The sequence below is a fragment of the Capnocytophaga canis genome, from assembly GCF_000827555.1.
GTDB lineage: Bacteria > Bacteroidota > Bacteroidia > Flavobacteriales > Flavobacteriaceae > Capnocytophaga > Capnocytophaga canis.
Genome location: NZ_CDOI01000148.1, coordinates 54,827 through 79,662, shown reverse-complemented (window position 1 = coordinate 79,662; position 24,836 = coordinate 54,827). Strand labels below are relative to the sequence as shown.

The 24,836-nt window shown below is 35.1% G+C and carries 22 protein-coding genes; 21 read left to right on the top strand and 1 reads right to left on the bottom strand.

Translation table 11 applies throughout. The features are described 5' to 3' along the window. The first annotated feature begins 21 nt into the window (after positions 1 to 21). The 15 genes from CCAND38_RS06250 (at position 22) to CCAND38_RS06185 (ending at position 18,484) form a co-directional block, all read left to right on the top strand. Positions 22 to 2,745 (top strand): WD40/YVTN/BNR-like repeat-containing protein, encoded by a 2,724-nt coding sequence (locus tag CCAND38_RS06250; protein ID WP_042344402.1) that lies wholly within the window; start codon positions 22 to 24, stop codon positions 2,743 to 2,745. An 84-nt stretch (positions 2,746 to 2,829) separates the two neighbouring features. Next, on the top strand, positions 2,830 to 3,528 hold the full coding sequence (gene dapB, locus CCAND38_RS06245) for a 4-hydroxy-tetrahydrodipicolinate reductase (protein WP_042344400.1): 699 nt from the start codon (positions 2,830 to 2,832) through the stop codon (positions 3,526 to 3,528). Positions 3,529 to 3,694: 166 nt separating this feature from the next. After that, the gene (locus tag CCAND38_RS06240) at positions 3,695 to 4,516 is read left to right on the top strand and encodes a Cof-type HAD-IIB family hydrolase (protein WP_042005661.1); all 822 of its coding nucleotides are present in this window, start codon (positions 3,695 to 3,697) and stop codon (positions 4,514 to 4,516) included. A 94-nt stretch (positions 4,517 to 4,610) separates the two neighbouring features. Then, positions 4,611 to 5,447 (top strand): putative outer membrane beta-barrel protein, encoded by an 837-nt coding sequence (locus CCAND38_RS06235; protein ID WP_042344399.1) that lies wholly within the window; start codon positions 4,611 to 4,613, stop codon positions 5,445 to 5,447. A 190-nt stretch (positions 5,448 to 5,637) separates the two neighbouring features. Next, the gene (locus tag CCAND38_RS06230; RefSeq protein WP_042344398.1) at positions 5,638 to 6,318 is read left to right on the top strand and encodes an ABC transporter ATP-binding protein; all 681 of its coding nucleotides are present in this window, start codon (positions 5,638 to 5,640) and stop codon (positions 6,316 to 6,318) included. 11 nt (positions 6,319 to 6,329) lie between these two features. Next, a complete protein-coding gene (locus CCAND38_RS11965) occupies positions 6,330 to 6,488 on the top strand; it encodes a hypothetical protein (protein ID WP_172914084.1) in 159 nt (52 codons plus the stop codon). 783 nt (positions 6,489 to 7,271) lie between these two features. After that, complete coding sequence (locus CCAND38_RS06225) at positions 7,272 to 7,871, top strand: MarC family protein (protein ID WP_042005655.1); 600 nt, start codon at positions 7,272 to 7,274, stop codon at positions 7,869 to 7,871. Positions 7,872 to 7,882: 11 nt separating this feature from the next. Continuing rightward, on the top strand, positions 7,883 to 8,068 hold the full coding sequence (locus CCAND38_RS06220; RefSeq protein ID WP_042344395.1) for a hypothetical protein: 186 nt from the start codon (positions 7,883 to 7,885) through the stop codon (positions 8,066 to 8,068). A gap of 4 nt (positions 8,069 to 8,072) precedes the next feature. After that, positions 8,073 to 8,879, top strand: a complete 807-nt coding sequence (gene kdsA / locus CCAND38_RS06215; protein ID WP_042005650.1) for a 3-deoxy-8-phosphooctulonate synthase — start codon at positions 8,073 to 8,075, stop codon at positions 8,877 to 8,879. Positions 8,880 to 8,992: 113 nt separating this feature from the next. Further along, positions 8,993 to 10,405, top strand: coding sequence for a CCA tRNA nucleotidyltransferase (locus CCAND38_RS06210; RefSeq protein ID WP_042344393.1), 1,413 nt, complete (start codon positions 8,993 to 8,995; stop codon positions 10,403 to 10,405). Positions 10,406 to 10,709: 304 nt separating this feature from the next. Continuing rightward, positions 10,710 to 12,041 (top strand): signal recognition particle protein, encoded by a 1,332-nt coding sequence (ffh, locus tag CCAND38_RS06205; protein WP_042005644.1) that lies wholly within the window; start codon positions 10,710 to 10,712, stop codon positions 12,039 to 12,041. A gap of 105 nt (positions 12,042 to 12,146) precedes the next feature. Continuing rightward, positions 12,147 to 14,657 carry an ATP-dependent Clp protease ATP-binding subunit gene (locus CCAND38_RS06200; protein WP_042344391.1) on the top strand — a complete coding sequence of 837 codons (2,511 nt, stop codon included), beginning with the start codon at positions 12,147 to 12,149 and terminating at the stop codon, positions 14,655 to 14,657. A gap of 185 nt (positions 14,658 to 14,842) precedes the next feature. After that, positions 14,843 to 15,472 (top strand): C40 family peptidase, encoded by a 630-nt coding sequence (locus tag CCAND38_RS11375; RefSeq protein ID WP_052458162.1) that lies wholly within the window; start codon positions 14,843 to 14,845, stop codon positions 15,470 to 15,472. Then, positions 15,469 to 17,508, top strand: a complete 2,040-nt coding sequence (locus CCAND38_RS06190) for a ComEC/Rec2 family competence protein (protein WP_042344422.1) — start codon at positions 15,469 to 15,471, stop codon at positions 17,506 to 17,508. Before CCAND38_RS11375 ends, CCAND38_RS06190 begins: the two co-directional genes overlap by 4 nt. Positions 17,509 to 17,614: 106 nt before the next feature. After that, a complete protein-coding gene (locus tag CCAND38_RS06185) occupies positions 17,615 to 18,484 on the top strand; it encodes a hydroxymethylglutaryl-CoA lyase-like TIM-barrel protein (protein WP_042344389.1) in 870 nt (289 codons plus the stop codon). Positions 18,485 to 18,487: 3 nt separating this feature from the next. Here CCAND38_RS06185 and CCAND38_RS06180 read toward each other — a convergent pair whose 3' ends face one another. Continuing rightward, positions 18,488 to 20,356, bottom strand: a complete 1,869-nt coding sequence (locus tag CCAND38_RS06180) for an alpha-1,3-galactosidase-related protein (RefSeq protein ID WP_052458161.1) — start codon at positions 20,354 to 20,356, stop codon at positions 18,488 to 18,490. A 352-nt stretch (positions 20,357 to 20,708) separates the two neighbouring features. Between CCAND38_RS06180 and CCAND38_RS06170 the strand changes: the two genes are divergently transcribed. From CCAND38_RS06170 to CCAND38_RS06145, 6 genes are all read left to right on the top strand, one after another. Next, on the top strand, positions 20,709 to 21,494 hold the full coding sequence (locus tag CCAND38_RS06170; protein ID WP_042005635.1) for a formate/nitrite transporter family protein: 786 nt from the start codon (positions 20,709 to 20,711) through the stop codon (positions 21,492 to 21,494). Positions 21,495 to 21,565: 71 nt separating this feature from the next. Beyond that, the gene (locus tag CCAND38_RS06165; RefSeq protein ID WP_042344385.1) at positions 21,566 to 22,063 is read left to right on the top strand and encodes a hypothetical protein; all 498 of its coding nucleotides are present in this window, start codon (positions 21,566 to 21,568) and stop codon (positions 22,061 to 22,063) included. Between the two features lie 111 nt (positions 22,064 to 22,174). Further along, on the top strand, positions 22,175 to 22,702 hold the full coding sequence (locus tag CCAND38_RS06160; RefSeq protein ID WP_042005632.1) for a DUF4136 domain-containing protein: 528 nt from the start codon (positions 22,175 to 22,177) through the stop codon (positions 22,700 to 22,702). Positions 22,703 to 22,892: 190 nt separating this feature from the next. Next, positions 22,893 to 23,630: a shikimate dehydrogenase family protein gene (locus CCAND38_RS06155; protein WP_042005712.1), complete on the top strand. Its 738-nt coding sequence runs from the start codon at positions 22,893 to 22,895 to the stop codon at positions 23,628 to 23,630. 10 nt (positions 23,631 to 23,640) lie between these two features. Then, positions 23,641 to 24,045, top strand: a complete 405-nt coding sequence (tsaE, locus tag CCAND38_RS06150) for a tRNA (adenosine(37)-N6)-threonylcarbamoyltransferase complex ATPase subunit type 1 TsaE (protein ID WP_042005630.1) — start codon at positions 23,641 to 23,643, stop codon at positions 24,043 to 24,045. 106 nt (positions 24,046 to 24,151) lie between these two features. Then, positions 24,152 to 24,826 carry an HmuY family protein gene (locus CCAND38_RS06145; protein WP_042344384.1) on the top strand — a complete coding sequence of 225 codons (675 nt, stop codon included), beginning with the start codon at positions 24,152 to 24,154 and terminating at the stop codon, positions 24,824 to 24,826. Positions 24,827 to 24,836 lie beyond the last annotated feature (10 nt).

Here is a 24,836-nt window from a genome sequence, read left to right as displayed (position 1 = left end):
AACTTGGATTAATTTTATAGGATGAAAAAATATTTTTTAATAGGATTACTGAGCGTTTCATTGTGTAGTTTAGCACAAGAATCTCTTCCTTTGGTTGTTCAACAAAAAAATGAATTGGATCAGAATTCATGGGTCAAAAATGTCCCATTTGAAAGAATATATACCCCTGAAATAGGTAATCAAATCAACCATTTTGATATTCGGAAGGATAATCCATTGGAATGGATGGTGGCACCTGCTTCGGGCGGATTATGGCTCAGTAAAGATGCAGGGATTACTTATGAAAATATCTTTCAAAATCAGCCTACACAACAGATAAAAACTTTTGCTGTTCATTGGGGTAAAGGTATTATTTGGGTGGCAACTCCTTATGGACTTTTTACTTCAAAGGATAAAGGTAACTCATGGTTTTTTGGTGGATTGCCCGAATTTAAAACCATTGAATCTGTTCACATAAACTCTCGGAATACGGATGAAGTAGTGGTTGCAGTTTTGGGAAATCCGTTTGATGCAGATGAAAAACGAGGTGTTTTCAAAACTTCGGATGAAGGCAAAACGTGGCAACATAGCTTGTTTGTTGGAAATAGAGCAGGTGTTAGCCAAATTATAGACACTCCTAATGGGCAAACACTATTTGCTTCAGTGTGGCATGACGAATCTACCACTTGGAAATCAATTCCTTACGGAAGTATGAGTGCTGTTTATAAGAGTGAAGATTTTGGGACTTCGTGGTCAAAGGTGTCTACAGATGGATTTTTGAGTGGCAACTTTATCGGTAAAATAGGATTAGCTGCTCATGGTGATGAGAAGGTCTATGCAGTGGTGGATAATAGAGGTTCAAAAACAAGGTCTGTAGCCACTCGGAATCTTGCTAAAATAACCAATATACATTTATTGGAACGCGATTTCGAAGCAATGAATAAAACAGATTTTTTAAATTTAGATGACAATAAACTCAATGCTTTTTTACATGCCATAGGGCAAGATAAAAAATATACTGCTCAAAATCTGAAAGATATGATTTCGGCTGAAATAACTTCACCTGCTCGGTTGATGATTTTTTTGGGAATTCGTCAACAGGAAGTCATAGGAGCTGAGGTTTATGTAACTTCCGATGGTGGAAAAACATGGCAAAAAACACATTCTCAACCTTTGGAAGATGTTTTTTATCAAAATGGAAACCAGTTTGGAGCTATTACTGTTGATCCTAATAATGATAAGCATCTTTTTATTGGGGCTTATCCTTTATTGGAATCTCTTGATGGGGGAAAGTCGTGGCAAAGTAAACATAACGTTTCTCTCGACGATAGTTTTGAAAAGATTTATTATCGAAATAATACGCTTTACGCGACGTCTAAAAAAGGTTTAGCAATTTCATATACTCAAGGTAAAGATTGGATTTTTAGGAATGTGCCTCAATCTGTTTCATTCACTAAGATAGGATATGATAAGCATCAAAAATCGCTGTTTTTAGCCAGTGAGCAAGGTGTTTTTATGAGTAAAAATAATATTTGGACAAAAATATCATCACAGCGACAGCTTTTTGGCTCTGAAAACGATATATATGTAGGCAGTGGAAATGGTATTTTTTATCGTTATAATGTAGAAAAGAATACTTTTTTACGCTTGAAGTCTTTATATACTTCAGAAAATAAAGCCCCTTTACGTTTTGGTAAACAGACTCCTTTATTGGTTTCTCAGCACAACAGTGATGTACTATATGTAGGAAGTAATAAAATGCGTTTTTCATCAGATAGAGGACAAAATTGGCGTACTATTTCTGAAGATTTGACTATTGGTTCGAAAAAAGGGAACGATATTTATGCTACTATTTCAGCTATTGCCGAATCGCCTTTGAGTGTTGGATTGCTCTATGTAGGTAGCGACGACGGTACGATTCATATAACCAGTAATGGAGGGACTACATGGCAGAGCATGTATGCTTCTAACTCTAATGCATTTAAAGTTAATAATTTAGTTGCGTCTAAACATCATCAAAAACGTGTGTTTGCAACCTTTTCTCACCCTGACAAAACGAATCCAGAGCCTCTAATATTTATGAGTGAAGATCAGGGAGTTACGTGGACTGAACTTCGTAGCAATTTGCCCGATGGACGTATTAATATCGTTAAGGAAGATCCTAAAAATGAGCAAATTATTTATTTAGGGACTGATAGTGGATTATATGTTTCTTTCAATTTAGGGGAGAGTTGGCACTCATTTGGAAGTTTACCAGCGACAGGTATCTTAGATATATTTATTAACGATGGTACGAGTGAGATTTTAGTGTCCACGGCAGGATTTGGGGTATTCAAATCGTCACTTGAGGTAATTCAACCGCTTCGTGTTGCAATTGTTGCACAAGATTTCTTTCCGCTACGAGAAAAAGTTCGGGTTGAACATTCTAATCGTTGGGGGAATACTTGGAGTGATTGGGAATCTGCTGAATTGCCAATAACCCATTTTGAAGTTTTTGCGTCCAAAGAGATGAAGTTACAAATCAAAATTATGAAAGGAAAAGTAACTTTACAATCATTTACCTACAAGACCTCAAAAGGATTTAATTACATTCCGTACGACATGACCATTTCATCGGTAGGGAAGGTGATGTTTGAACGAGTTGCCAAACGTATTTCTTTAGAAACAGCTTCTGATGGAAGGGTTTATTTGCCAAAAGGAGAATATACAATTGTTTTTTCTGTTGAAGGAGGCTTTGACGAAGAGCGAATTTTGGAAATATACTAAAATATATTTCTAAAACTTTTGATATTATTTGTAAAGGTGTACTTTTGTAGTTCAGAATCTTAATGACCAAAATATGACCATATTATGAAAATAGCACTTCTTGGATACGGTAAAATGGGAAAAACCATTGAAAAAATAGCTTTAGAAAGAGGACACGAAATAGTTTTGAAAATTGATAGTGCGGATGCGGTTTACGATGTTTCTACTGTTGATGTAGCAATTGAATTTAGTACGCCTGACAGTGCATTTAACAATATCAGTAATTGTATTAAGCACCGAGTTCCCGTAGTTGCAGGAACCACAGGTTGGTTGAAAGATTATGATAAAGCCGTAGCAATGTGTGCTGAAAATCAAGGAACTTTCTTATATGCTTCAAATTTTAGTGTGGGCGTCAACGTGTTCTTTGCTCTCAATAAAACCTTGGCTAAGTTGATGGCTTCACGTAAAGAGTATGCTGTTTCCATTGAAGAAATTCACCATACACAAAAATTAGACGCACCCAGTGGTACCGCAATTACTCTGGCAGAAGGGATCATAGAAAAATCAGATAAAACGGGATGGAAATTAGATGCTGCCCCAAAAAATGAGATCCCAATAAAGGCGAAACGTATTGAAAACGTACCAGGAACTCATACGATAATCTATGAAAGTGAAGTTGATACCATTGAAATAAAACACACAGCCCATAATCGGAATGGATTTGCTCTTGGAGCCGTACTTGCTGCCGAATGGATCGTAGACAAAAAAGGAATTTTCTCTATGAGTGATGTTTTGGGAGTGTAATGTGTTAATAATTAGGTTTGTGTATTTTGTGTATTTCAAATAGAATCTATCTATGTACACAAAAATATAGGAATAAATTAAGAAGATGAACCATAAAGGTGCAACAAATAAGCACAGTAGATAATCGCATAGTAAAGAAGAATATACAAAAAATTAAACAACTAAAATGGATTGCAAAATTATATTTTCAGATGTTGATGGAACGCTACTTAATGGTGAAAGAACTATTTCTGAATCAACTATTTATGAAGTTAATCGCTTGAAAGACACGGTACCTTTTATATTGGTTTCTTCACGAATGCCTCGGCAGATGCGTTATTTACAAAATTTGTTGAAAACCATTGATTATCCTATGATAGCGTACAATGGAGCTTTGGTGTTGTCCGACGATGGTCAGGTACTTCATTCCACTGAAATAGATATCACTCTGGTTGAGCAAATTGTCCAACTCAATGAACAACAGTTTAACGGCAAGATACATATTAGTTTGTATCATAATGATTTATGGTATGTACCTGACTATGATTTTTGGGCTCAACGTGAGGAAAACAATACGAAAACTACTCCAGAAATACGTTCAAATTCTCAAGTTATTACCGATTGGAAGGAACAAAATATAGGAGCTCATAAAATTATGTTAATGGGGGATGCTATGCTGATTGAGGAGATGTTTACTATATTAAACTCACAATTTGGACAAAATTTACATATTTATCGTGCTAAAGATACGTATATCGAAGTTTCTGACTTAAAAGTGTCAAAATTGACAGGTATTCGAGTGCTTTTGGAACATAAATATCCATTTACGTTGGATGAATCAATGGCTTTTGGTGATAATTATAATGATTTGGAAATGCTTCAAGGGGTAAAATATGGAATTGCTGTAGGAAATGCACGTCAGGAGGTGAAAAAAATAGCTTATGGAGTTACATTTCATCATAAAGAAGATGGAGTTGCACGGTATTTAGCTTCTTTTTTTCACAGTTAATGGATATTTTTTCACAGAAAGGTAGGTTTCGTTGTAATATAAATTTTGCAGATATTATTTATTTTTATATGTTTGCAAAAAATATATTACAAAAATGAGAAAAAGTTTTTTAGCAGTAGTAACCTTACTTTTCGGAATGACAGCGGTTTATGGACAAGCGTACATTTCTGTTAGCGGAGGTTATGGATTTGAAGCCAACAAAAAAGTGGTTGGACGTGAAGTAACGGCAAGTGGTGTAAGCGAATTAAAAGGGAGCTACGGAGCTGGTCTTCAGACACAATTGCGAGGAGGTTATTTTTTCACAAAACGTTTGGGAGTCGAGTTATCTGTAGGATACCTACACGGAGAAGATGTTAAAACAAACAAATCTCCTTTGGTGGATATGAAAGCACGTGGAAGAGCTTTTGGAGTTTCGCTATCGGCAGTATTTAATGTGACTGAAAATATATATCTAAGGGCAGGAGGTGTTACCAAAATTGGTGGAAAAACAGAAAGTTTTACCAGTTTAAATGCAACAATTCCTGGAATACCACATACTCCATCAAGTTCTTTCATACCTATGGTCCCTTTAAAAGTTGATTTCCAAACTAATTTTCACGGAAAAGTTCCTTTTGGTTTTATAGGAGGTTTGGGATACAGACTTAAACTCAGTGATAATGTTTCACTTTTTGTTGAAGGGGAATATCTAATGGTCAATGTAGGTAGAAAAACATCAAAATTGGATAATTTTTCAGCAACTATTGCGGGCAAATCAATTTCTTATGAGCAATTTAAAACAATGGCAACAGCCATGGCTCAGACTCCTGCTGGGGCTACTTTCCAATCATTATTACCACTTATTGAACAAGAATACGATTGGTCTGATAAAAATCCACCTGCAGCGCCTTACTCATCAATAGGAGTTAATTTTGGATTGACATACACGTTATAAGAAATATTTTTTAGCTGATTTTTTGAATACAGAAGAAGATTTAGCTATTACTACAATTTCGGGAAGTTTCTAACATTCAGTTAGATAACTTTCCGAAGTTTTTTTATTTTTAAAGCTGTTTTCATTTATGCAAAGTTTTTAAAAAAAGTAGTATATTTGCCTGTAGCTTTATTATTTCAAATTTTAACTAATGAGTTTACTAAGAATAAAGGATATAAGACGTGATTTCAAATTGGGTAGTGAAATTCTTCACGTACTAAAGGGGATTGATTTAACCATTGAAAAAGGTGAATATGTTGCTCTTATGGGGCCTTCAGGTTCTGGAAAATCCACGTTGATGAATATTTTAGGTTGTTTGGATACACCTACATCGGGAGAATACATTCTCAATGGAAAGGATGTGAGTAAAATGTCGGATGCGGAACTTGCCGATATTCGTAATAAAGAAATTGGTTTTGTATTTCAAACATTTAACTTAATGCCACGAACCACGGCTTTGGATAATGTTGCTTTACCTATGGTATATGCTGGTGTAGGTAAAGAAAAACGTAGTGAGAGAGCCAAAGAAGTACTTCAACTTGTTGGACTTGGTGACCGCATGATGCACAAACCCAATGAACTCTCCGGAGGGCAACGACAGCGTGTAGCTGTAGCTAGAGCTTTGGTAAATTCTCCTTCTATTATTTTAGCTGATGAGCCTACTGGAAATTTAGATTCTAAGACTTCCTATGAAATCATGGCCTTGTTTGACGAAATTCATAGCAAAGGAAACACCGTCATTTTGGTAACTCACGAAGAGGATATTGCTCAACATGCACATCGAATTATTCGTTTGAGAGATGGACTTATTGATAATGACACCCGAAAATAATGTAATTAATCATGGAATTATTTATTTATGTAACCATCGGATTGGCTGTAGCTTTTGTATTGGTTGTTTGGAATAATAAAAACAACCGAAAAAAGTTGAGTAGTCGAAAAAATAGGAATTTCAGACAAAATTACGAGCAAAAAAAGAAAAAGTTAGAAAGTAAGAGCTAGTAAAAGTTCATTTTTGATAGTGTTTGTCATTCTCGCCCAAAAATCTTTGACTTTTCAGATGTTTCTTTAACTAATTTGATTTAAAAAGACAATCCTTGAAATCCTGCGGAATAATCTCTATCAAAAAGTGTTTTTTCGTTTTTTACGATGGGAGTAGATCTCAGAAGACTTTGGTTGAGTGAAAGTGTCGACTGATAATCTGTAATTTATAATTTTTTATGAAATCAAACATATTTTGAGAGTAATTCGAAAGATTTATCCTGACAATCCACTACCCGAAAGAATAAATCTTGACAGGAAAGATAATAGAATCTGATTTTATTTCTTGTATAGACGTAATTTTTTCTTCCAAAATAGAAAAAACATCTATTTTATCTACATTATTTTGTATCTGACAAGAAACAAAAACAAAAAACAGGAAAATATATGCGTATTTTATCGTTTTCATGAGAAATAAATTAAACGACTGAAAAACTAAATTAGAAAATGAACTTAAACCTATTTTGCAATAAACGAGTACTTCAGGTACATTGCAAAGTTAACTAGTTACTTTCATGAAAAAACAAAACGTCCTACTACAAAATGACATTTACTACACCTTTCTCCATACGTGGAATAGAAAAATAAATAACTTACCAAACACTTTACATAAAGTATTTTTTGTATGAAAATCAATAAATTAAACTAAGAATAAAAGTGTTAAATTAATTTTTACCCATAATCCTACGTAACAACACTTCTACTTCAGAGTTTTTTTTACTACTTTTGCCAAAAAATTAACCAATGAATTTTGATATTAAAGAAATTATATCTGCTACAATGGTACTTTTTGCTGTGATTGACATCATTGGTAGTATTCCGATAATCATTAATTTACGCCAAAAAGTGGGGCATATTCAATCAGAAAAAACAGCTATTGTAGCAGGACTGTTACTAATTTTGTTTTTATTTTTAGGAAAGGAGATTCTGAACCTTTTTGGAGTAACAGTAGAGTCCTTTGCCGTGGCGGGTGCTTTTATTTTATTCTTTCTGGCTTTGGAAATGATTTTGGGAATAACACTTTACCGTGACGAGGAACCTCAAACAGCTTCAATCGTTCCGTTGGCGTTTCCCTTAGTTGCAGGTGCTGGATCTCTCACCACTGTTTTGTCCTTACGAGCTGAATTCCAAGTGGAAAACATAATTGCAGGAATTCTTATTAATATTATTTTCGTATATTTTGTTCTAAAATCTTCAAAAAAGATAGAAAAAATATTAGGTAAGCAAGGTATCAGCGTGATTCACAAAATATTTGGTGTAATATTATTAGCCATTGCTGTTAAATTATTTGCAACCAACATAAAAGGGCTCTTTGCTACAGAGGGAGTAGCTTCATTATTTTAAAAACATTCAAAATGAGGATATTAATTTATATACTACTAATCCTTTCGGTGATCAGCATCGGGGTTAATATTTATCTGATTGATTTTTCCAATCCGTTGGAGGGGAGTAGTTTTATTGCATTGATTTCGGCAGGAATAGCTTTGATAGCTTTTTTGCTGTTGTTGATATTTTTGGTAGCAAAACGTATTCGAAAATAAAAAAATGGCTCAGTTAAATAGTAAAGAAAATAATTTCTTCCTTTTTGCAGGACCTTGTGCTATTGAGGGAGAGGATATGGCGATGAAAATTGCCGAGAAGATAGTGTCTATTACAGAAAAATTACATATACCATATGTATTTAAAGGTAGTTTCAAGAAAGCTAATCGCAGTAGAATTGACTCTTTCACGGGTATTGGTGATGAAAGAGCGTTAAGAATCCTTGAAAAGGTAGGTAAAACTTTTGGAATACCAACAGTTACGGACATTCATGAAGTGAGCGATGCGGAATTAGCCGCTCAATATGTGGACGTGCTTCAAATACCTGCGTTTTTGGTTCGACAAACCGATTTAGTAGTTGCTGCTGCTAAAACAGGTAAGGTCGTAAATCTGAAAAAGGGACAGTTTATGAGTCCTGAAAGCATGAAACATGCCGTACAAAAAGTAAAAGACAGCGGAAATAATAACGCTCTAATCACTGATCGAGGAACCATGTTTGGCTATCAAGATTTGATAGTTGATTTCAGAGGCATTCCAACTATGCGAAGCTATGCACCTGTTATTATGGATGTTACACATTCACTACAACAACCCAATCAAACGAGTGGTGTTACTGGGGGCAGACCTGACATGATTGAAACCATAGCTCGTGCGGCTATTGTAAACAACGTTGATGGATTGTTTATAGAAACCCATTTCGACCCTATCAACGCTAAAAGTGACGGAGCAAATATGCTTCACCTCGACTTACTTGAGGGACTTTTAACAAGGCTCACAGCAATTCGAAAAACAATCAATTCATTCAATGAGTAGTCAAACTAACCTGCCTTGGTATCTGTTTGCAATTAAGTCCTTGAGTTGGTAACTAAAATTTAGTAGAAAATAATATAAAATGAGATATGTCGATAATCTCGACAAGAATAAGTATGTATCACGAAAAAGCTCTTTCAAATCCTATTTTTACATTAATTAGTGATATTTCTGAAGAAATATCGTTAGAAAGTTATGTCATTGGTGGATTCGTTAGGGACTATATCCTCAAACGCAAACTTCCAAAAGATATTGACATTGTTTCTATTGGAAGTGGGATTTCATTGGCGGAAAAAGTAGCCGAAAAATTGCCTGACAATCCAAAAGTGTCAATATTTAAAAATTTCGGTACAGCAATGATTAAATGTGACGGACTAGACATTGAATTTGTAGGGGCAAGAAAAGAAAGTTATAGCTCGAATTCTCGAAAACCTTATGTAGAAAGTGGTACATTAAAAGATGATCAAAATCGCCGTGACTTTACCATTAATGCAATGGCATTATCACTTTCAAAATCAAATTTTGGTGAGCTTATTGACCCTTTCAATGGTCTTTCTGATCTTGAGAATAAAATCATCCGAACTCCACTTGACCCTGATATAACCTATTCCGATGACCCTCTCAGAATGATGCGTGCTATTAGGTTTGCAACACAATTAGGCTTCACCATTGAAGAAGAATCTCTCCAAGCTATTGCTCGAAACAAAGATCGTTTGAGAATCATTTCCAACGAGCGTATCGTAGACGAACTCAACAAAATTCTAGCCTCACCAAAACCTTCCATAGGACTGAAATTGCTTTACGAAACAGGGCTACTACATCACATACTTCCTGAACTCATTGATTTAAAAGGGGTTGAAGAACAGGATGGGCAACGCCATAAAGACAATTTCTGGCATACACTCGAAGTTGTAGACAACATTGCCGAAAATACCGATAATTTGTGGCTACGTTGGTCAGCATTACTACACGATGTGGGGAAGGCTCCCACAAAGCGTTTCGACAAGAAAATTGGTTGGACATTCCACGGACACGAGTTTTTGGGTAGTAAAATGGTTTACCAAATTTTCAAACGACTGCGGATGCCTCTGAACGAAAAAATGAAATACGTACAGAAAATAGTCCGTATGAGTTCACGACCTATCATAATTGCAGAGGATATCGTAACAGATTCAGCAGTACGTCGCTTGGTTTTTGATGCAGGTGATGATTTTGAAGATTTGATGACGCTTTGTGAGGCTGATATTACCACGAAAAACCCTAAAAAAATCAAAAAATATCGCGACAATTTCCAGATAGTACGCCAAAAAGTGGTAGAAGTAGAGGAAAAAGACCACATTCGCAACTTTCAACCTCCTATTTCAGGGGAAGAAATCATGGAAGTATTCAACTTAAAACCTTCACGAGAAATAGGCATTCTTAAAGATGCTATCAAAGAAGCTATCTTGGAAGGTAAAATCCCGAATGATTACACTGCGGCGAAAGATTTCATGTTTGAAAAAGCAAAAAAAATGAACTTAGTAAAGTAAATCATAAAGTATAACAACAAACTTATACATCTTCTAACTCAATCATATTCAAGGAGTATAATTACAAATTACATTATCGTAAATATCATTACACTCGAAACTGTAAGTTGATCAATTCCTTAGAGATAATGAAAGGTAAATTCTCCCATTTCACTCACTCGTGATTTGGGTAGGTTTTCTCTATAGAACTCTTTCTCGTAAACAATTACGAAATCTCCTACCGTTGCTTTATGAGCCAAAAACTATTTTTTGGCATTTCTAATTATTTTTCTACCTTTGCATATTAATATAATATGAGGAAATTATGTTTGATAATTTAAGTGATAAGTTAGAGAAAGCGTTACACAATCTTAAAGGACACGGAAAAATAACGGAAATCAACGTTGCTGAAACGCTCAAAGAGGTACGTAGAGCCTTATTGGACGCCGACGTCAACTATAAAATAGCTAAAGATTTTACTTCGAAAGTAAAAGAAAAAGCATTAGGACAAAGCGTACTAACATCTCTACAACCTGGTCAACTAATGGTGAAAATCGTCAAAGACGAACTTACCGAATTGATGGGGGGAGACGCTACGGGAATCAATCTATCAGGTAACCCTTCTGTGATTTTGATGTCAGGTTTACAAGGTTCTGGAAAAACGACTTTCTCTGGTAAATTAGCTAACTTCCTTAAAAAGAAAAAAAACAAAAAACCGCTGTTAGTTGCCTGTGACGTATATCGTCCTGCGGCAATTGACCAGCTTCACATTGTAGGAGAACAAGTGGGAGTTGAAGTTTTTTCGGATAGAGGAAACAACAATCCTGTGGATATTGCTCAAAAAGGGGTTCAGTATGCCAAATCCAACGGATACAACGTTGTAATCGTCGATACGGCAGGACGCTTGGCTGTGGATGAACAAATGATGAACGAAATCTCGAACATCCATAAAGCATTAAATCCTCAAGAGACTCTTTTCGTTGTGGATTCAATGACAGGACAAGATGCCGTAAACACCGCCAAAGCTTTTAACGATGTGCTTAATTTTGACGGTGTTATCCTTACCAAATTGGATGGAGACACAAGAGGTGGTGCTGCGATTTCTATCAAATCGGTGGTGGATAAACCTATCAAATTTATCGGTACGGGAGAGAAAATGGACGCTATTGATGTTTTCTATCCTGAGCGTATGGCCGATCGTATTTTGGGAATGGGTGATGTGGTCTCGCTGGTAGAAAGAGCTCAAGAGCAATTTGACGAAGAACAAGCTCGAAAATTACAAAAGAAAATCGCTAAAAACCAATTCGGATTTGATGATTTCTTGGAACAAATACAACAAATCAAACGCATGGGAAGCATGAAAGACCTTTTGGGGATGCTTCCTGGTGTTGGAAAAGCTGTTAAAGATTTGGATATTAATGATGATGCCTTCAAACACATCGAAGCGATTATTTATTCAATGACTCCAAAAGAACGTAGCAACCCATCCATCATTGATACCAATCGAAAACGTCGTATTGCCAAAGGAAGTGGAAGAGACATTCAAGAGGTTAACCAACTCATGAAACAATTCTCCCAGATGAGTAAAATGATGAAAATGATGCAAGGAGGAGGCGGTAAGAAAATGATGCAAATGATGCAAGGAATGCGAAGATAACTTCTTTTTTTGTATATCCCTTCAAAATAAATGACAAAAGGGCAGTACTTGAACAAAAGGAATGATTTTTGTCATATGATACCAAGTTTATAGATTATAATTGATATGAATGATAATTTTTCGCCGAGAGTAAAAAGAATTCTCGCCTATAGCAATGATGAAGCCATTCGATTAGGGCAATCCGTAGTCGGGACGGAACACCTCATTTTAGCTTTATTACAAGAGGGAGAAGGAAGAGCCATAGATGTTCTACTGAGTTTAAACACTGATTTGGAACGCCTACGTCAGCAAATTTATGGTTTAACTTCAATGCGAGGATTAAATCCTGGTAGTCATAACACCATGCACTTTACCCAACAGGCGGAAAGGGCTATGCATGCATCTCATTTAGAAGCCAGAAATTCACAAGACGACACTGTGAACAGTGGGCATCTGTTACTGAGTATATTACGCAACGAAAACGACCCTACAACAAAGATTTTCAATCGTTTAGGAGTTAGTTATGACATTGTAAAAACAAAATTCCAACCTACACAAGGCGATCATTTTTTGCGTGGAAATATTTCTAATGAATTTGAAGAGTTTGACAAAAGTGACAAACCAACCCCCGACAAAGGAAAAGGACAGCAAGAATCAGGAACACAACGAGGTGCCAAAAAGCTAACTGTTTTGGATAACTTTGGTAGAGATTTGACTCTATTAGCTGAACAAGGACAATTGGATCCTGTGGTAGGACGCGACAAAGAAATTGAGCGTGTTTCTCAAATCCTGAGCCGACGTAAGAAAAATAATCCTTTACTTATAGGTGAGCCTGGCGTTGGAAAAAGTGCCATTGCCGAAGGTCTTGCATTGCGAATCATACAAAAGAAAGTTTCAAGAGTACTTTACAACAAACGCGTCGTTACCCTTGACATAGCTTCGTTAGTAGCAGGGACAAAATATCGTGGGCAGTTTGAGGAACGTATGAAAGCTATCATGAATGAGTTGGAAAAAAATGATGATATCATCTTATTCATCGATGAAATTCACACAATGGTAGGTGCAGGAGGAGCAGGTGGAAGTTTAGATGCTTCCAATATGTTCAAACCAGCATTAGCTCGTGGTGAAATACAGTGTATTGGAGCAACTACCTTAGATGAATATCGACAATCTATTGAAAAAGATGGTGCATTGGAAAGACGTTTTCAAAAAGTTATCGTTGAGCCAACTTCGATTGATGAAACTATCCAGATATTACAAAATATCAAGAAAAAATATGAAGACCACCACAATGTAATCTATACAGATGAAGCTATTGAAGCCTGTGTTAAACTAACAAGTAGATACCTCACTGATCGTTTCTTACCCGATAAGGCTTTAGATGCCTTGGATGAGGCTGGAGCAAGAATCCACATCACTCAAATGAAAGTTCCTAAGAAGATTTTGGAATTGGAAGAAGAATTGGAAGAAGTTGTAAAAGCAAAAAATAATGCTGTTGCTCGTCAACAATTTGAAGAAGCAGCTCGTTTGCGTGATGACGAAAAACGAATTGAAGCCACATTAAAAGAGGTACATCGCAAGTGGGAAGAAGATGCCAAACTGAATCGCGACACTGTAACAGAAGAGCATATAGCCGATGTGGTATCTATGATGAGTGGCATTCCTGTAAGTAGAATTGCTCAGACAGAAATGAATAAACTTTCAACACTTTCCGATACTATCAAAGAAAAGATTATTGGGCAAGATGTTGCTGTTGAAAAGATTATCAAATCAATCAAACGAAACAGGACAGGTTTAAAGGATCCTAATAAGCCCATTGGTTCGTTTATATTTTTAGGGCAAACAGGAGTGGGTAAAACACAGTTAGCTAAAGTGTTAGCTCGGGAATTGTTTGATTCAGAAGACACGATGATTCGCATTGATATGAGCGAGTACATGGAAAAATTCTCAACCACTCGACTTATTGGAGCTCCTCCAGGTTATGTTGGCTATGAGGAAGGAGGACAATTAACGGAAAAGGTACGCCGCAAACCTTATTCAGTAGTGCTTTTAGATGAAATTGAAAAAGCACATCCTGATGTGTTTAATATGTTATTACAGGTACTTGACGACGGTTTTTTGACAGACAGCCTTGGACGAAAAATTGATTTCAGAAACTGTATCATCATTATGACTTCAAATGTTGGAGCAAGACAGGTCAAGGAATTTGGACAAGGAATCGGGTTCGGAACCGCTGCAAAAACCTCACAATCAGATGCACATGAAAAATCAATCGTTGAAAATGCTCTGAAAAAGGTATTCGCTCCTGAATTTCTAAACCGCATTGACGATGTGATAACCTTCAATCCGTTGAGTAAAGAGGATATTTTCCGAATCATTGATATTGAATTGAAAAAATTATACTTACGCATTAAGGATTTAGGTTACACTATCGAATTGAGCGAAAAAGCGAAAGAGTTCATTGCTGAAAAGGGCTATGACAAACAATATGGTGCCCGACCGCTGAAACGTGCCATTCAAAAATATGTAGAGGATATACTGGCGGAAGAAATAGTAGCTTCACATATCAAAGAAGGAAATACGATATATTTTGATGTGGACGAGCAAAATGAAAATCTTAAAATTGTTGTAAACTAAATTATAGAGTATTTATTCAACAGAAAATGCAAATTAACTTTGCTGAGGTGTTAAAACTTTGGCAAAGTTTTTGCTATTGTAAGTATTAACTTAAAGGATTGGTATTGAAACTCGTACAGGTCAAATAGCACAAAAGTTAAAAACTTAATGATGAGAAATTGCTGATTATTCTATCTACTTGAAAGATGAAAATAAAACTGTTATTACTAATTTTTGGATTGTTATTAACTTCCTGTGCTGAACGATATAGCACACGGAAGCGGACTACAACTTCCTATAAATCAACTACAAAAAAAAATAAAAAAGCAAAAAACAGTACTACAAAATATGTTACTTCCAAACAACCTATAAAAACGAAACAGAGAACCAATATTTCAAAAGCTGAAAATCCTATTCGAGAGACAAACACAGAGATTCCAGCATCCTCAAACGCAAAAGGAACTACCAAAAAAGTGATTGACACTGCTTTTTCTTATTTAGGAACGCCGTATCGCTACGGTGGAACTACCCGTTCTGGAATGGATTGTTCGGGCTTTGTTTGTACGGTTTACAAAACGGTAGGCGTACCTCTTAGTCGTTCTTCCACTGATATGGCAAATCAAGGAAATGGTGTGAAACTTAATAATATTCGAGTGGGGGATTTACTTTTCTTTGCTACGGGGAAAACAAATCGTATTTCGCATGTAGGCATTGTAGTAGAAACGGGAAGTGAAGTCAAATTCATACATTCTTCAACATCACGAGGAGTTATCGTATCATCTCTTAATGAGGGATATTGGTCAAAAGCATACAGAAAAGCAAAACGAGTTATGTGAAATTTACAAATTTAGCCATACTAACCATTCTTATCGGAATTGTAATAGGTATTGCAATTCCAAAGGGTGATTTTTTGTCTTTACAGACGAGTTCAATATCCATAGCTATAGCAATTTTCATATTAGGTGTACATCTGTTTCTATCACTTCAAAAATCAATTTTCAGTAAAGGGTTTGTTTTCACTACTTTTTTAACTTCAATCGCAGTTGGAATATTTGTCAGTATACTGCATGATCCTACAACAAAATCAACACATTACACAAATGTATTGAAAAAACAAACTCCTTATTTACTAAAAGCTAAAATTATTGAACAAACTTCAAAATCAAATTTTGGAACAACCTATAAAGCAGACTTACTCTCAGCTGACCATCAACCTACAAGTGGATCTATTTTATGCTTCTTTCCTGAAAACGCTATTCAAAATACTGATTTTCAACGAAATGATGTGATTATTTTTGCATCGAAACTGAATGACATTCCTACTCCTAAAAACCCATACCAGTTTGACTACAAACAATATATGGAACGACAAGATGTATTCGGACTTGCGAACGTATCAAATTACACACTCATTTCTGGTGAAAAATCTTCTTTTTCCATTATTTCAGTAGCTGAAAACATACGCCGTAACAGCGAAACTATATTGGAAACGTATTTTTCAAAAGAAACTACTTCCTTATTGAAAACGCTTCTTTTAGGAAATCGATCTGATTTAGATGAAGAAGTATATCAAAATTACATCAACGCAGGAGCTGTACATATTCTCGCTATCTCAGGGCTTCATGTGGGGATTATAACCATCATCTTGTTGTACTTACTAAAAAAAATACCTGACAAAAAACATTGGAAATCAATACGTTTTGGAATATTACTTGTCAGTTTATGGAGTTTTGCTTTTATTGCAGGATTGTCGCCATCCGTATTACGAGCTGTTACAATGTTTAGCTTTATGGGAGTCGCTTCGTTGCTCAATCGCAGACGTGGACGCTTTGATTCACTCATGCTTTCTATGTTGTTCTTATTACTTATTCGACCAAACTTTTTGTATGAAGTTGGATTTCAGTTGAGTTATGCTTCTGTATTTTCTATTTTAGTGTTTTACCCACGAATGGAACGCTGGTGGCAACCGAAAAACAAAATCGTCAGTTACTTTTGGGGATTATTGCTTATCGGATTTGCAGCACAAATCATTGTTCTACCAATAAGTCTGTACTATTTCCGTCAGTTCCCTACTTTGTTTTTTATATCTAATCTACTGATTGTTCCTTTGTTAGCTCCAATCTTAATATTCGGGATTTTGTCTTTAATTTGTGGATTTTTAAACGTAGTACCCCTGTTTTTAGTTTCAATCACAGAGTTTTTAATCAACTGTATAAATACGTTTGCAGGTTTGATTGCTAATCAAGAGGATTTTGTTATCAAGCACATCTATTTTGATAATAAGATTCTAATTACCAGTGTTTTAGTTTTAATTACTGTAATATATTTAGTAAATAAAGTACAGTACAAACGTATAATGCTGTTTTTAATTTCTGTAATAATTTTTCAAGGAGTGTTGTTCTACGGCAAATATCAATCTGAAACTACAGAGGAGTTTATTGTTTTTCAAAAATACAAGCAAAATATTTTCTTAAAACGAAAGGGTAATAAAATTACTGTATATCAACCTGATACAACTCAAAAATTCCGCTTAATTGAAAACTACCAAAAAGCTAAAGGTATAAACGATGTGAAAACAAAAGAAATTCCTTCTATTACTGATTTTCAACATAAAAATATTTTATTCGTTGATAGTTTAGGAATATACCCAAAAGACTTAGGATTGGTAATAGACAATCTGATTTTAATGGATGCTCCTAAGGTGAATTTTGAGCGTATGTTACTGGAAATTAAGCCTAAAAATGTAATTTCTAACGGAACAAATCCTACTTATTTACTGAAGAAATGGCGGAAAACTTGTGAAAAACAAAATATCCCATTTTATGCAACCTCTGAAGAAGGAGCTTTTGTTTTGAATTCTTATGGGAAATAGAATATACTGAAAAAACAGCATTTTCAAAATGTTTCAACATAAGTAAAGTGTTTCAAGATTGTAAAAAAACACTATATTTGCATTGCTAAACAAGTTATTTTCTTCAATGAATCATTCTAAAAAACATATCAAAATCATTGAATGTCCGCGCGATGCTATGCAAGGATTGAAAGATTTTATAGCTACCGAAAAAAAAGTGGATTATATCCAATCCTTGCTGAATATCGGGTTTGATACTATTGATTTTGGTAGTTTTGTATCGCCAAAAGCTATTCCACAAATGGCGGACACCGCTCAGGTATTAGAAAAATTAGACCTATCAGATACTAAAAGTAAACTACTTGCCATCATTGCTAACGAACGAGGAGCTGATGACGCTACCAAATATCCACAAATTGACTATTTAGGCTATCCGTTTTCAATTTCAGAAAATTTTCAGATGCGAAACACTCACAAGACCATAGCGGAAAGTCTTACAACGCTGGATTATGTAAAAAATAAAACGGAAAAAAGTGGCAAAGAGCTGGTTGTTTATGTATCCATGGGGTTTGGAAATCCGTATGGAGACCCTTGGAACGAAGAAATTGTAGAACATTGGGTTGAAAAACTTATAGAAAAAGATATCCGTATCATTTCGCTCTCTGACACCATTGGAAGTGCTGAGGGTGAGATTATTAAAAAATTATTTACATATCTTATACCTAAATATCCTACCGTTGAATTTGGAGCTCATTTTCACACTTCGCCTAACGATTGGCATGAAAAAGTGGATAATGCTTATCGATCGGGATGTATGCGTTTCGATGGAGCTATTCGCGGATACGGAGGTTGCCCTATGGCTAAGGATGAGCTTGTAGGAAATATGCCTACTGAAAAACTGATTTCTTATTTTCAAAAACAACAAATGCCAACAGGTTTAAATCTATTGGCATTTGAAAGTAGCTATAATGAAACTATGAAAATCTTTCAGAATTAAATGTTACTTTCCTTGTGTTTTTAGGCTATCTATTTGAATTTCAATTGAATTTCCTTCAGAAAGGTTTATTTTGACATCGGATTGAGAAAGTGGTATGTCAAAGTTATTCTCATTAATTTTTACGTTATTCACTCGGTCAAGCAAAAACATATGTCTGTTCCAATGGAAAGGCTCAAAATCGTTGTTTTTCTTGATTGTATTATTCTTAAATATCATATTATCAACGGATTTTGCATAGAGAATAGGTGCGTCGAATGTTTGGAATTCATTGTTTTCAATCACAATTCCTGAATGGAAAAACTGTTGTTGCTGATCCAAATTTGGTATCTCCGGGTAAATAGATATTACAGCATTTGTAAACTGGTAATTAGCCGTTAAAGAATTTATAAACGTATTGTTACGAATAATCACATCACGACAAGCTCCTGTTTCATACCATCCGTTACAATCACCGCATAACAAAATTGCCGTTCCGTGAGTATGATCAAATAAATTATTCTCACATATCACTTTTTTTGGAGTACTGAACAAAGCTCCTCTGGCTCGATTATTACGAATGACATTGTTACTAAAAACGACTTCGGGTACCCAGGTAAGATTCTCAACTCCAAAGGGTTGGTCTCCATTGAGTTCTTTAGGAATATCTTGTGTAAAAGAGATTTCAAAAATCTTTGCCCCAAACTCCGTTGGTCTATCTACAGCCTTAATGGAAGCTATTTTGTAAGTTTTCCCATCTACTAAGTCCATTGATTGAGAAGAAATAAACTGTACATCGTCCCCTACTTCTCCCCATAAAAATCCCCACGCTTGTGGATGCATATATTTAGCTTTTATGGTTTTATCATCTACTCTATCAATGATTTTTAGATACGTTCCATGTACATTTATAGCATCGTCGGCCATACCTTCATACAATCCATTTTCGGAACGAATCACTCCTTTACAGGCTGAAAAATGTGTGGCATCTGCCTGAGTAGTAAAATAACGAGGATCATTATCTCCTTTCAAACATACTGAAAATTTGTTAAGAGTAATGTTTTCAGACATTTGAGCGAGCAAACCCATGCCCCAAGCATAGTGAACTTTGACATTTTCTACATTTGTATTTTTGCAGTAGTCTATCACAATTCCAGGGGTAGGTCGGTTATAAGTTCGTAAAGCAAATCGCTCTCCTATTTTGGTCAAAAGATTTTGACTCCAGCCTTCAATTTTTAGTACATTCGGACGTAATTCAGTGATTTTTTGTGTTTTGAAATCAACATCAGCTCGTTTGTAGGACAATCGCCGATTAGGGTCGAAAGCCATTACCCAAGTAGGTTGTAATTGGTAATCTTCACCCAAAAGAAGTAATTTTTCATTTTCAATTTTATAATTCCCTGCAGGATGTATCTCAGCTACAGAAATATTGTTTTCAGCATCAACTTCCAGAATTTGAAGTTGTCGCAAATGTGGTAATTCAAAATCTATTGAAAAGTTTTTCAAGGTAATGTTTTCACAACTTTTCATCACAAAGGGAATCATCGTGCCATGAAAAATTAGCTCACTACCGTTACCGTCGATGGTAATATTTTTCATATTTTCCAAGTAAAAAGCTACTTTTTTAGGGTTGTCTTGGTCATGATTGGAGATATACAATTCCTTCTCAAAAGCACCATCGCTGTGAAAATGATAGATGTTTTTATCTAAAACAATGGTTGTCGGTTGGGTATTGTCCGTTTGTTGTAATGAGTTTATCAAAGCTTCAACAATAGGAGAATAATTTTCAACATTCTGATTTTTAGAAACAAAATCAGAAATTTTGACCTGTCTCTCTTCTTGAGGATGCTGACAGGCTAAGCATAGAAAACTCAATAGTAGTACAGTTCTATTCATTTTAATTTATATTTTGGATTACTAAACTCCGACAAATTTACGAAAATAAACTTTTTTTCGACTATTGTTCTAATACAAATTACGCGTTGAATGAAAACAAATTTTAACCATTGAGTTGTATATTTTAAAATTATGAGAAACTGTTATTGAAATTTAGTTCAACCGATGTAACCTCTCTCATTAAAATTGCATTTTCAAAAGTCAAAAGAATTTACTTTCCAATTTTGTTAAGCAAAAATTTGATTTTGATGACTAAATGTGCTACTCACAATTTCAGAGATTCTGACTTGCTATATTCCTCTACATTTAGTACCTTTGTGGGCGATACAACCGAAAATGTTCAGTTAAAATTATGATAAACACACCACACGAAGTTATTGAAATAACCAAAGGAATGGCTCTAAAAAAATACAACACCACCTTTGGAAAATTAGTCATTTTAGGCATCCTTGCAGGTTTTTACATTGGAATGGGAGGCGTACTTTCCTCATTAGCAGGGGCGGGTGTTGGAGGAATAGCCGAAACAAATCCCATACTGCCAAAACTTATCAGTGGAGCTACATTCCCTTTGGGGTTGATGCTCATCATTTTAGTTGGAGGCGAACTTTTCACAGGAAATAATGCCAACCTAATTCCAGCTACAATACAAGGCGAAATTCCAAAAACTTATTTCCTTAAAAATTGGATAATCATCTTTATATCGAATTTCATCGGATTAATTATTTTTGATTACATTTTTGTGTATCATTCAGGAATTATGCAGTCCGAACCTTATGCAAGTTACATCACTAAGTTGGCTGAATACAAAACACATTTACCTTGGCATCAGGTGTTTATACGAGGAATAGGAGCCAATTGGTTAGTTTGTTTGGCGGTTTGGCTTGGACTTTCATCTCAAACAATGCTTGGACGTTTAGCAGGTTTATGGTGGCCTGTGATGGCATTCGTTGTTATGGGATTTGAACATTCCATCGCCAATATGTTTTATATTCCTACAGGGATTTTTCACGGTGCAAACGTAACTTGGACAGCTTTTTTCGTAGATAATTTAATCCCTGCAACGCTTGGAAATATTGTCGGAGGAGCTATCTTCGTAGGAGGGGTTTATGGTTTTTTATACGGAAGTAAAAAAAAATAAATTGTTGAATTTCAGTTGTACTAATATTTTCAAATCTCGATTCATAATTTTTATAAACTAACCCAACAATTATGAAGAATCTAAATAAAAGTATTCCATTGCGTCCACGCTTTATTGTCGAGAGTGAGAAGCCGGTTGATGAGCTATTGCATCGTGTCAGAGAATGTAAAGAAATATTCAAAGAGAAGTATCTATTGGTGATTTCTGACCGGCAGGTATGGATACATATTTATAAAAATCAGCGAAAATATTACTCTCCGCACCTGCAAGTTGAATTTCAACCTAAAGAAGAGGGAGGCACACGCATTCGAGCTCTTTTTGGCCCAGAACCTACCCTTTGGTCGTTTTTTATGTTTCTACATTTCGCTATCGCCACTACTTTTGTCATTTTTTTAGTATTGGCCTACTCTCATCATATTCTCAAAGATAGTTTTAGTTTTGATTTGATAATGATGGCGTTAATGGTCGCATTATGGTTTTTTCTATATATTTTCGCACGAATCAGCCGAACCAAAGGAGTTCCACAAATGTATGAACTCCGAGAGGTCTTGGACGATTTTTTGGAATAGATGAGTCGGACATATCTACGAATTATTGGGCGACAGAACTATAAATTCGGTATGAAATTTGTGGTATGTTCTATGAATTTAATAATAGTGTTTCACTAAAAATTATAGAGTATGAAAAAATTATCAACTATTATTGTATTGTTTGTTGCCCTATTGCTCAGTTCGTGTGCAATGGTTCAGGTTGCGACTGATTATGATCGACAAGCCAACTTTTCGGAGTATAAGACTTTCGGTTTTTTCAAAGAAGGTATTGACAAAGTTCCGATTTCTGATTTGGACAAACGTCGCATTTTACGAGCTATTGAACACAATTTGACTACAAAAGGGATGCAAACTTCTGAAACTCCCGATGTGCTTGTCAATATTTTTACGCAAGAGCGTGAAAATATTAATGTGTATAACAACAATCCCTACTATTGGGGATGGGGAGTGGGATATGGCCCTTTTTGGGGACATTCAAATTACAGCGTAAGTACCAATGCTGAAGGAACTCTTTTTATTGAAATCATTGATGCTAAGAAAAAAGAACTGATTTGGCAAGGGAAAGGCTTAGGATATATTCCTCGAAATATGAACGCTAAAGAGAAAGCTATCACTAGATTTGTAGATAAAATTTTAGAGAAATATCCTCCAAAATAGCTAAAATACTTTGAAGAAAGCTGTCCCAAAAGTTGTTTTTACTAACCGGCAACCCGCAATGGTAATTCTGACTTTTTAAAGTCTATAATTTAGAGTATCTTTTGCAGATTCAGGGAAAAAATTAATTCAACTTTTGGGATGGTTTTCTTTTGACAGAGGCAGACGTACCACAAAAATCAAAACTTTCAAAATGCAAAAAAGGCTATTCGGTTTGGTAGGAAGAAACATATCCTACTCATTTTCACGAAAATATTTTAATGAAAAATTCCATAAGGAACATATCTCAGATGCTCAGTATGTAAACTTTGACATACAAACCATTGCAGAATTACCGCAAAAGTTGGCTGAAAATCCGAATATTAAGGGATTAAATGTTACCATTCCTTACAAAAAAGAAATAATATCGCTACTCACCAAATTGGACGAAACTGCCGAAGCTATTGGTGCGGTAAATACAATAAAATTCACAGATAGTGATATCATCGGATATAACACAGATTATGTGGGTTTTATGGAATCCATACACCCCTTATTGAAAGAACACCACCAAAAAGCCTTAATTTTAGGCACAGGTGGAGCATCAAGTGCGATAGCACATGCATTCAAGATGTTGGGAATTTCATTCAAGTTTGTGTCAAGAAATCCAAAAATGGGACAGTATACATATGCCGATCTTGGAGCAGATATTTTATCAGAATACAAAATCATCGTCAATTGTACACCTTTAGGAACTTTTCCGAATGTGAACGACAGCCCTCCTATTCCTTATCACTTTATCACATCGGAACATTTGTTGTACGATTTAATATATAATCCATCAAAAACAGCCTTTCTACAGGAAGGAGAAAATAAAAACGCTACCATAATTAATGGGTTGAGAATGTTGGAGTTACAAGCTGAAAAAGCTTGGGAAATTTGGAATAAATAATACTTAGAAAATGGAATTTACGTATTCACTATCAGAAATAGACGAAACAGCGAAAAAAATACTACCTCTATTAACTTCTAAAATAGTTGTTTTTCAAGGGAGTATGGGAATGGGAAAGACAACTTTTATCAAAGCCTTGGTAAAAAATTTAGGAATTGATAACATCACAGCAAGTCCTACATTTGGTTTGGTAAACCATTACGAAGGCTCAGAAAATGTGGTTTTTCACTTCGATTTTTACCGAATTGAACATCAAGAAGAGGCTTTTGACATTGGTTTTGAGGAGTATCTGTACTCGGGGAATTGGTGTTTTATTGAGTGGGCGGAGCGTGTAAGTTCGTATATTCCGGATAAACACGCTGTTTTATCCTTTGAATGGATTGATGAAAATACAAGAAAAGTTAGAGTAGCGTGATTTACCTTTTTACTCTGCAAGAATACATAAAAAAAATAAACAATTTATCTTTATTCTAAATAAAATTGTATATTTGCACCTAAAATAACATATTAATTATACTATAATGAAAAGAATTTTTTTATCAATTATTTTAGCAGGAACAGTTCTATTTACGGCTTGTAAAAAAGATAACGAAAAAACAGAACCTGTAGGAGAAGTTAAAACAGTTACTAATCTAAATGTAACAGAAACAAATGCTACTTCTTTTGTGTATTTTTCGTTTGACAAAAATAAAGAGGTAATAGTAAAGGACCCTGAGACTAATAACGAATGGGACATTGCTTTTAATCAATATGATGTTAAAACACGAGGAACTTTAAAAACAGAACAAAAGGTTTTTGAAGAAGTTAAAGAGGCTCCTACTACAGGGTATATACCTGACATTCAGCGTACTACCTTTGTTGGAAGATCTGTTGATCAAAACGTTAGTTCACCAGTTTTATCTTTAGGGTATTCAGATGGATTTTGGAGATTTATCGAAAGTAAAGGTATTGTAGCTAAGATTCCAGAGGCTATTCGTGAAACGGTGAAAACAAAGTTAATCCACGATAATGGACCTTTTACCTTTGGATATGGTGCATCAGGACCTGTTTTTACTCCTAATAATTGGGTTTATGTAGTGAAAACTGCTACAGGAAAATATGCGAAAATTCAAGTTACAAGCTATACAAACGATAAAAATGCCCCTTATTATATTTCTTTTAAATACCAAGTAAGTAATAAAGAAGGGAAATTTTAATAATTAAAGA

Coding starts and splice junctions, on each gene's coding strand:
- ffh (WP_042005644.1), top strand. CDS start 10,710: ATGTTTGATAATTTAAGTGATAAGTTAGAGAAAGCGTTACACAATCTT.
- CCAND38_RS06180 (WP_052458161.1), bottom strand. CDS start 20,356: ATGAATAGAACTGTACTACTATTGAGTTTTCTATGCTTAGCCTGTCAG.
- CCAND38_RS11375 (WP_052458162.1), top strand. CDS start 14,843: ATGAAAATAAAACTGTTATTACTAATTTTTGGATTGTTATTAACTTCC.
- CCAND38_RS06185 (WP_042344389.1), top strand. CDS start 17,615: ATGAATCATTCTAAAAAACATATCAAAATCATTGAATGTCCGCGCGAT.
- CCAND38_RS11965 (WP_172914084.1), top strand. CDS start 6,330: ATGGAATTATTTATTTATGTAACCATCGGATTGGCTGTAGCTTTTGTA.
- CCAND38_RS06155 (WP_042005712.1), top strand. CDS start 22,893: ATGCAAAAAAGGCTATTCGGTTTGGTAGGAAGAAACATATCCTACTCA.
- dapB (WP_042344400.1), top strand. CDS start 2,830: ATGAAAATAGCACTTCTTGGATACGGTAAAATGGGAAAAACCATTGAA.
- CCAND38_RS06170 (WP_042005635.1), top strand. CDS start 20,709: ATGATAAACACACCACACGAAGTTATTGAAATAACCAAAGGAATGGCT.
- CCAND38_RS06145 (WP_042344384.1), top strand. CDS start 24,152: ATGAAAAGAATTTTTTTATCAATTATTTTAGCAGGAACAGTTCTATTT.
- CCAND38_RS06235 (WP_042344399.1), top strand. CDS start 4,611: ATGAGAAAAAGTTTTTTAGCAGTAGTAACCTTACTTTTCGGAATGACA.
- CCAND38_RS06220 (WP_042344395.1), top strand. CDS start 7,883: ATGAGGATATTAATTTATATACTACTAATCCTTTCGGTGATCAGCATC.
- CCAND38_RS06240 (WP_042005661.1), top strand. CDS start 3,695: ATGGATTGCAAAATTATATTTTCAGATGTTGATGGAACGCTACTTAAT.
- tsaE (WP_042005630.1), top strand. CDS start 23,641: ATGGAATTTACGTATTCACTATCAGAAATAGACGAAACAGCGAAAAAA.
- CCAND38_RS06200 (WP_042344391.1), top strand. CDS start 12,147: ATGAATGATAATTTTTCGCCGAGAGTAAAAAGAATTCTCGCCTATAGC.
- CCAND38_RS06160 (WP_042005632.1), top strand. CDS start 22,175: ATGAAAAAATTATCAACTATTATTGTATTGTTTGTTGCCCTATTGCTC.
- CCAND38_RS06230 (WP_042344398.1), top strand. CDS start 5,638: ATGAGTTTACTAAGAATAAAGGATATAAGACGTGATTTCAAATTGGGT.
- kdsA (WP_042005650.1), top strand. CDS start 8,073: ATGGCTCAGTTAAATAGTAAAGAAAATAATTTCTTCCTTTTTGCAGGA.
- CCAND38_RS06210 (WP_042344393.1), top strand. CDS start 8,993: ATGTATCACGAAAAAGCTCTTTCAAATCCTATTTTTACATTAATTAGT.
- CCAND38_RS06250 (WP_042344402.1), top strand. CDS start 22: ATGAAAAAATATTTTTTAATAGGATTACTGAGCGTTTCATTGTGTAGT.
- CCAND38_RS06225 (WP_042005655.1), top strand. CDS start 7,272: ATGAATTTTGATATTAAAGAAATTATATCTGCTACAATGGTACTTTTT.
- CCAND38_RS06165 (WP_042344385.1), top strand. CDS start 21,566: ATGAAGAATCTAAATAAAAGTATTCCATTGCGTCCACGCTTTATTGTC.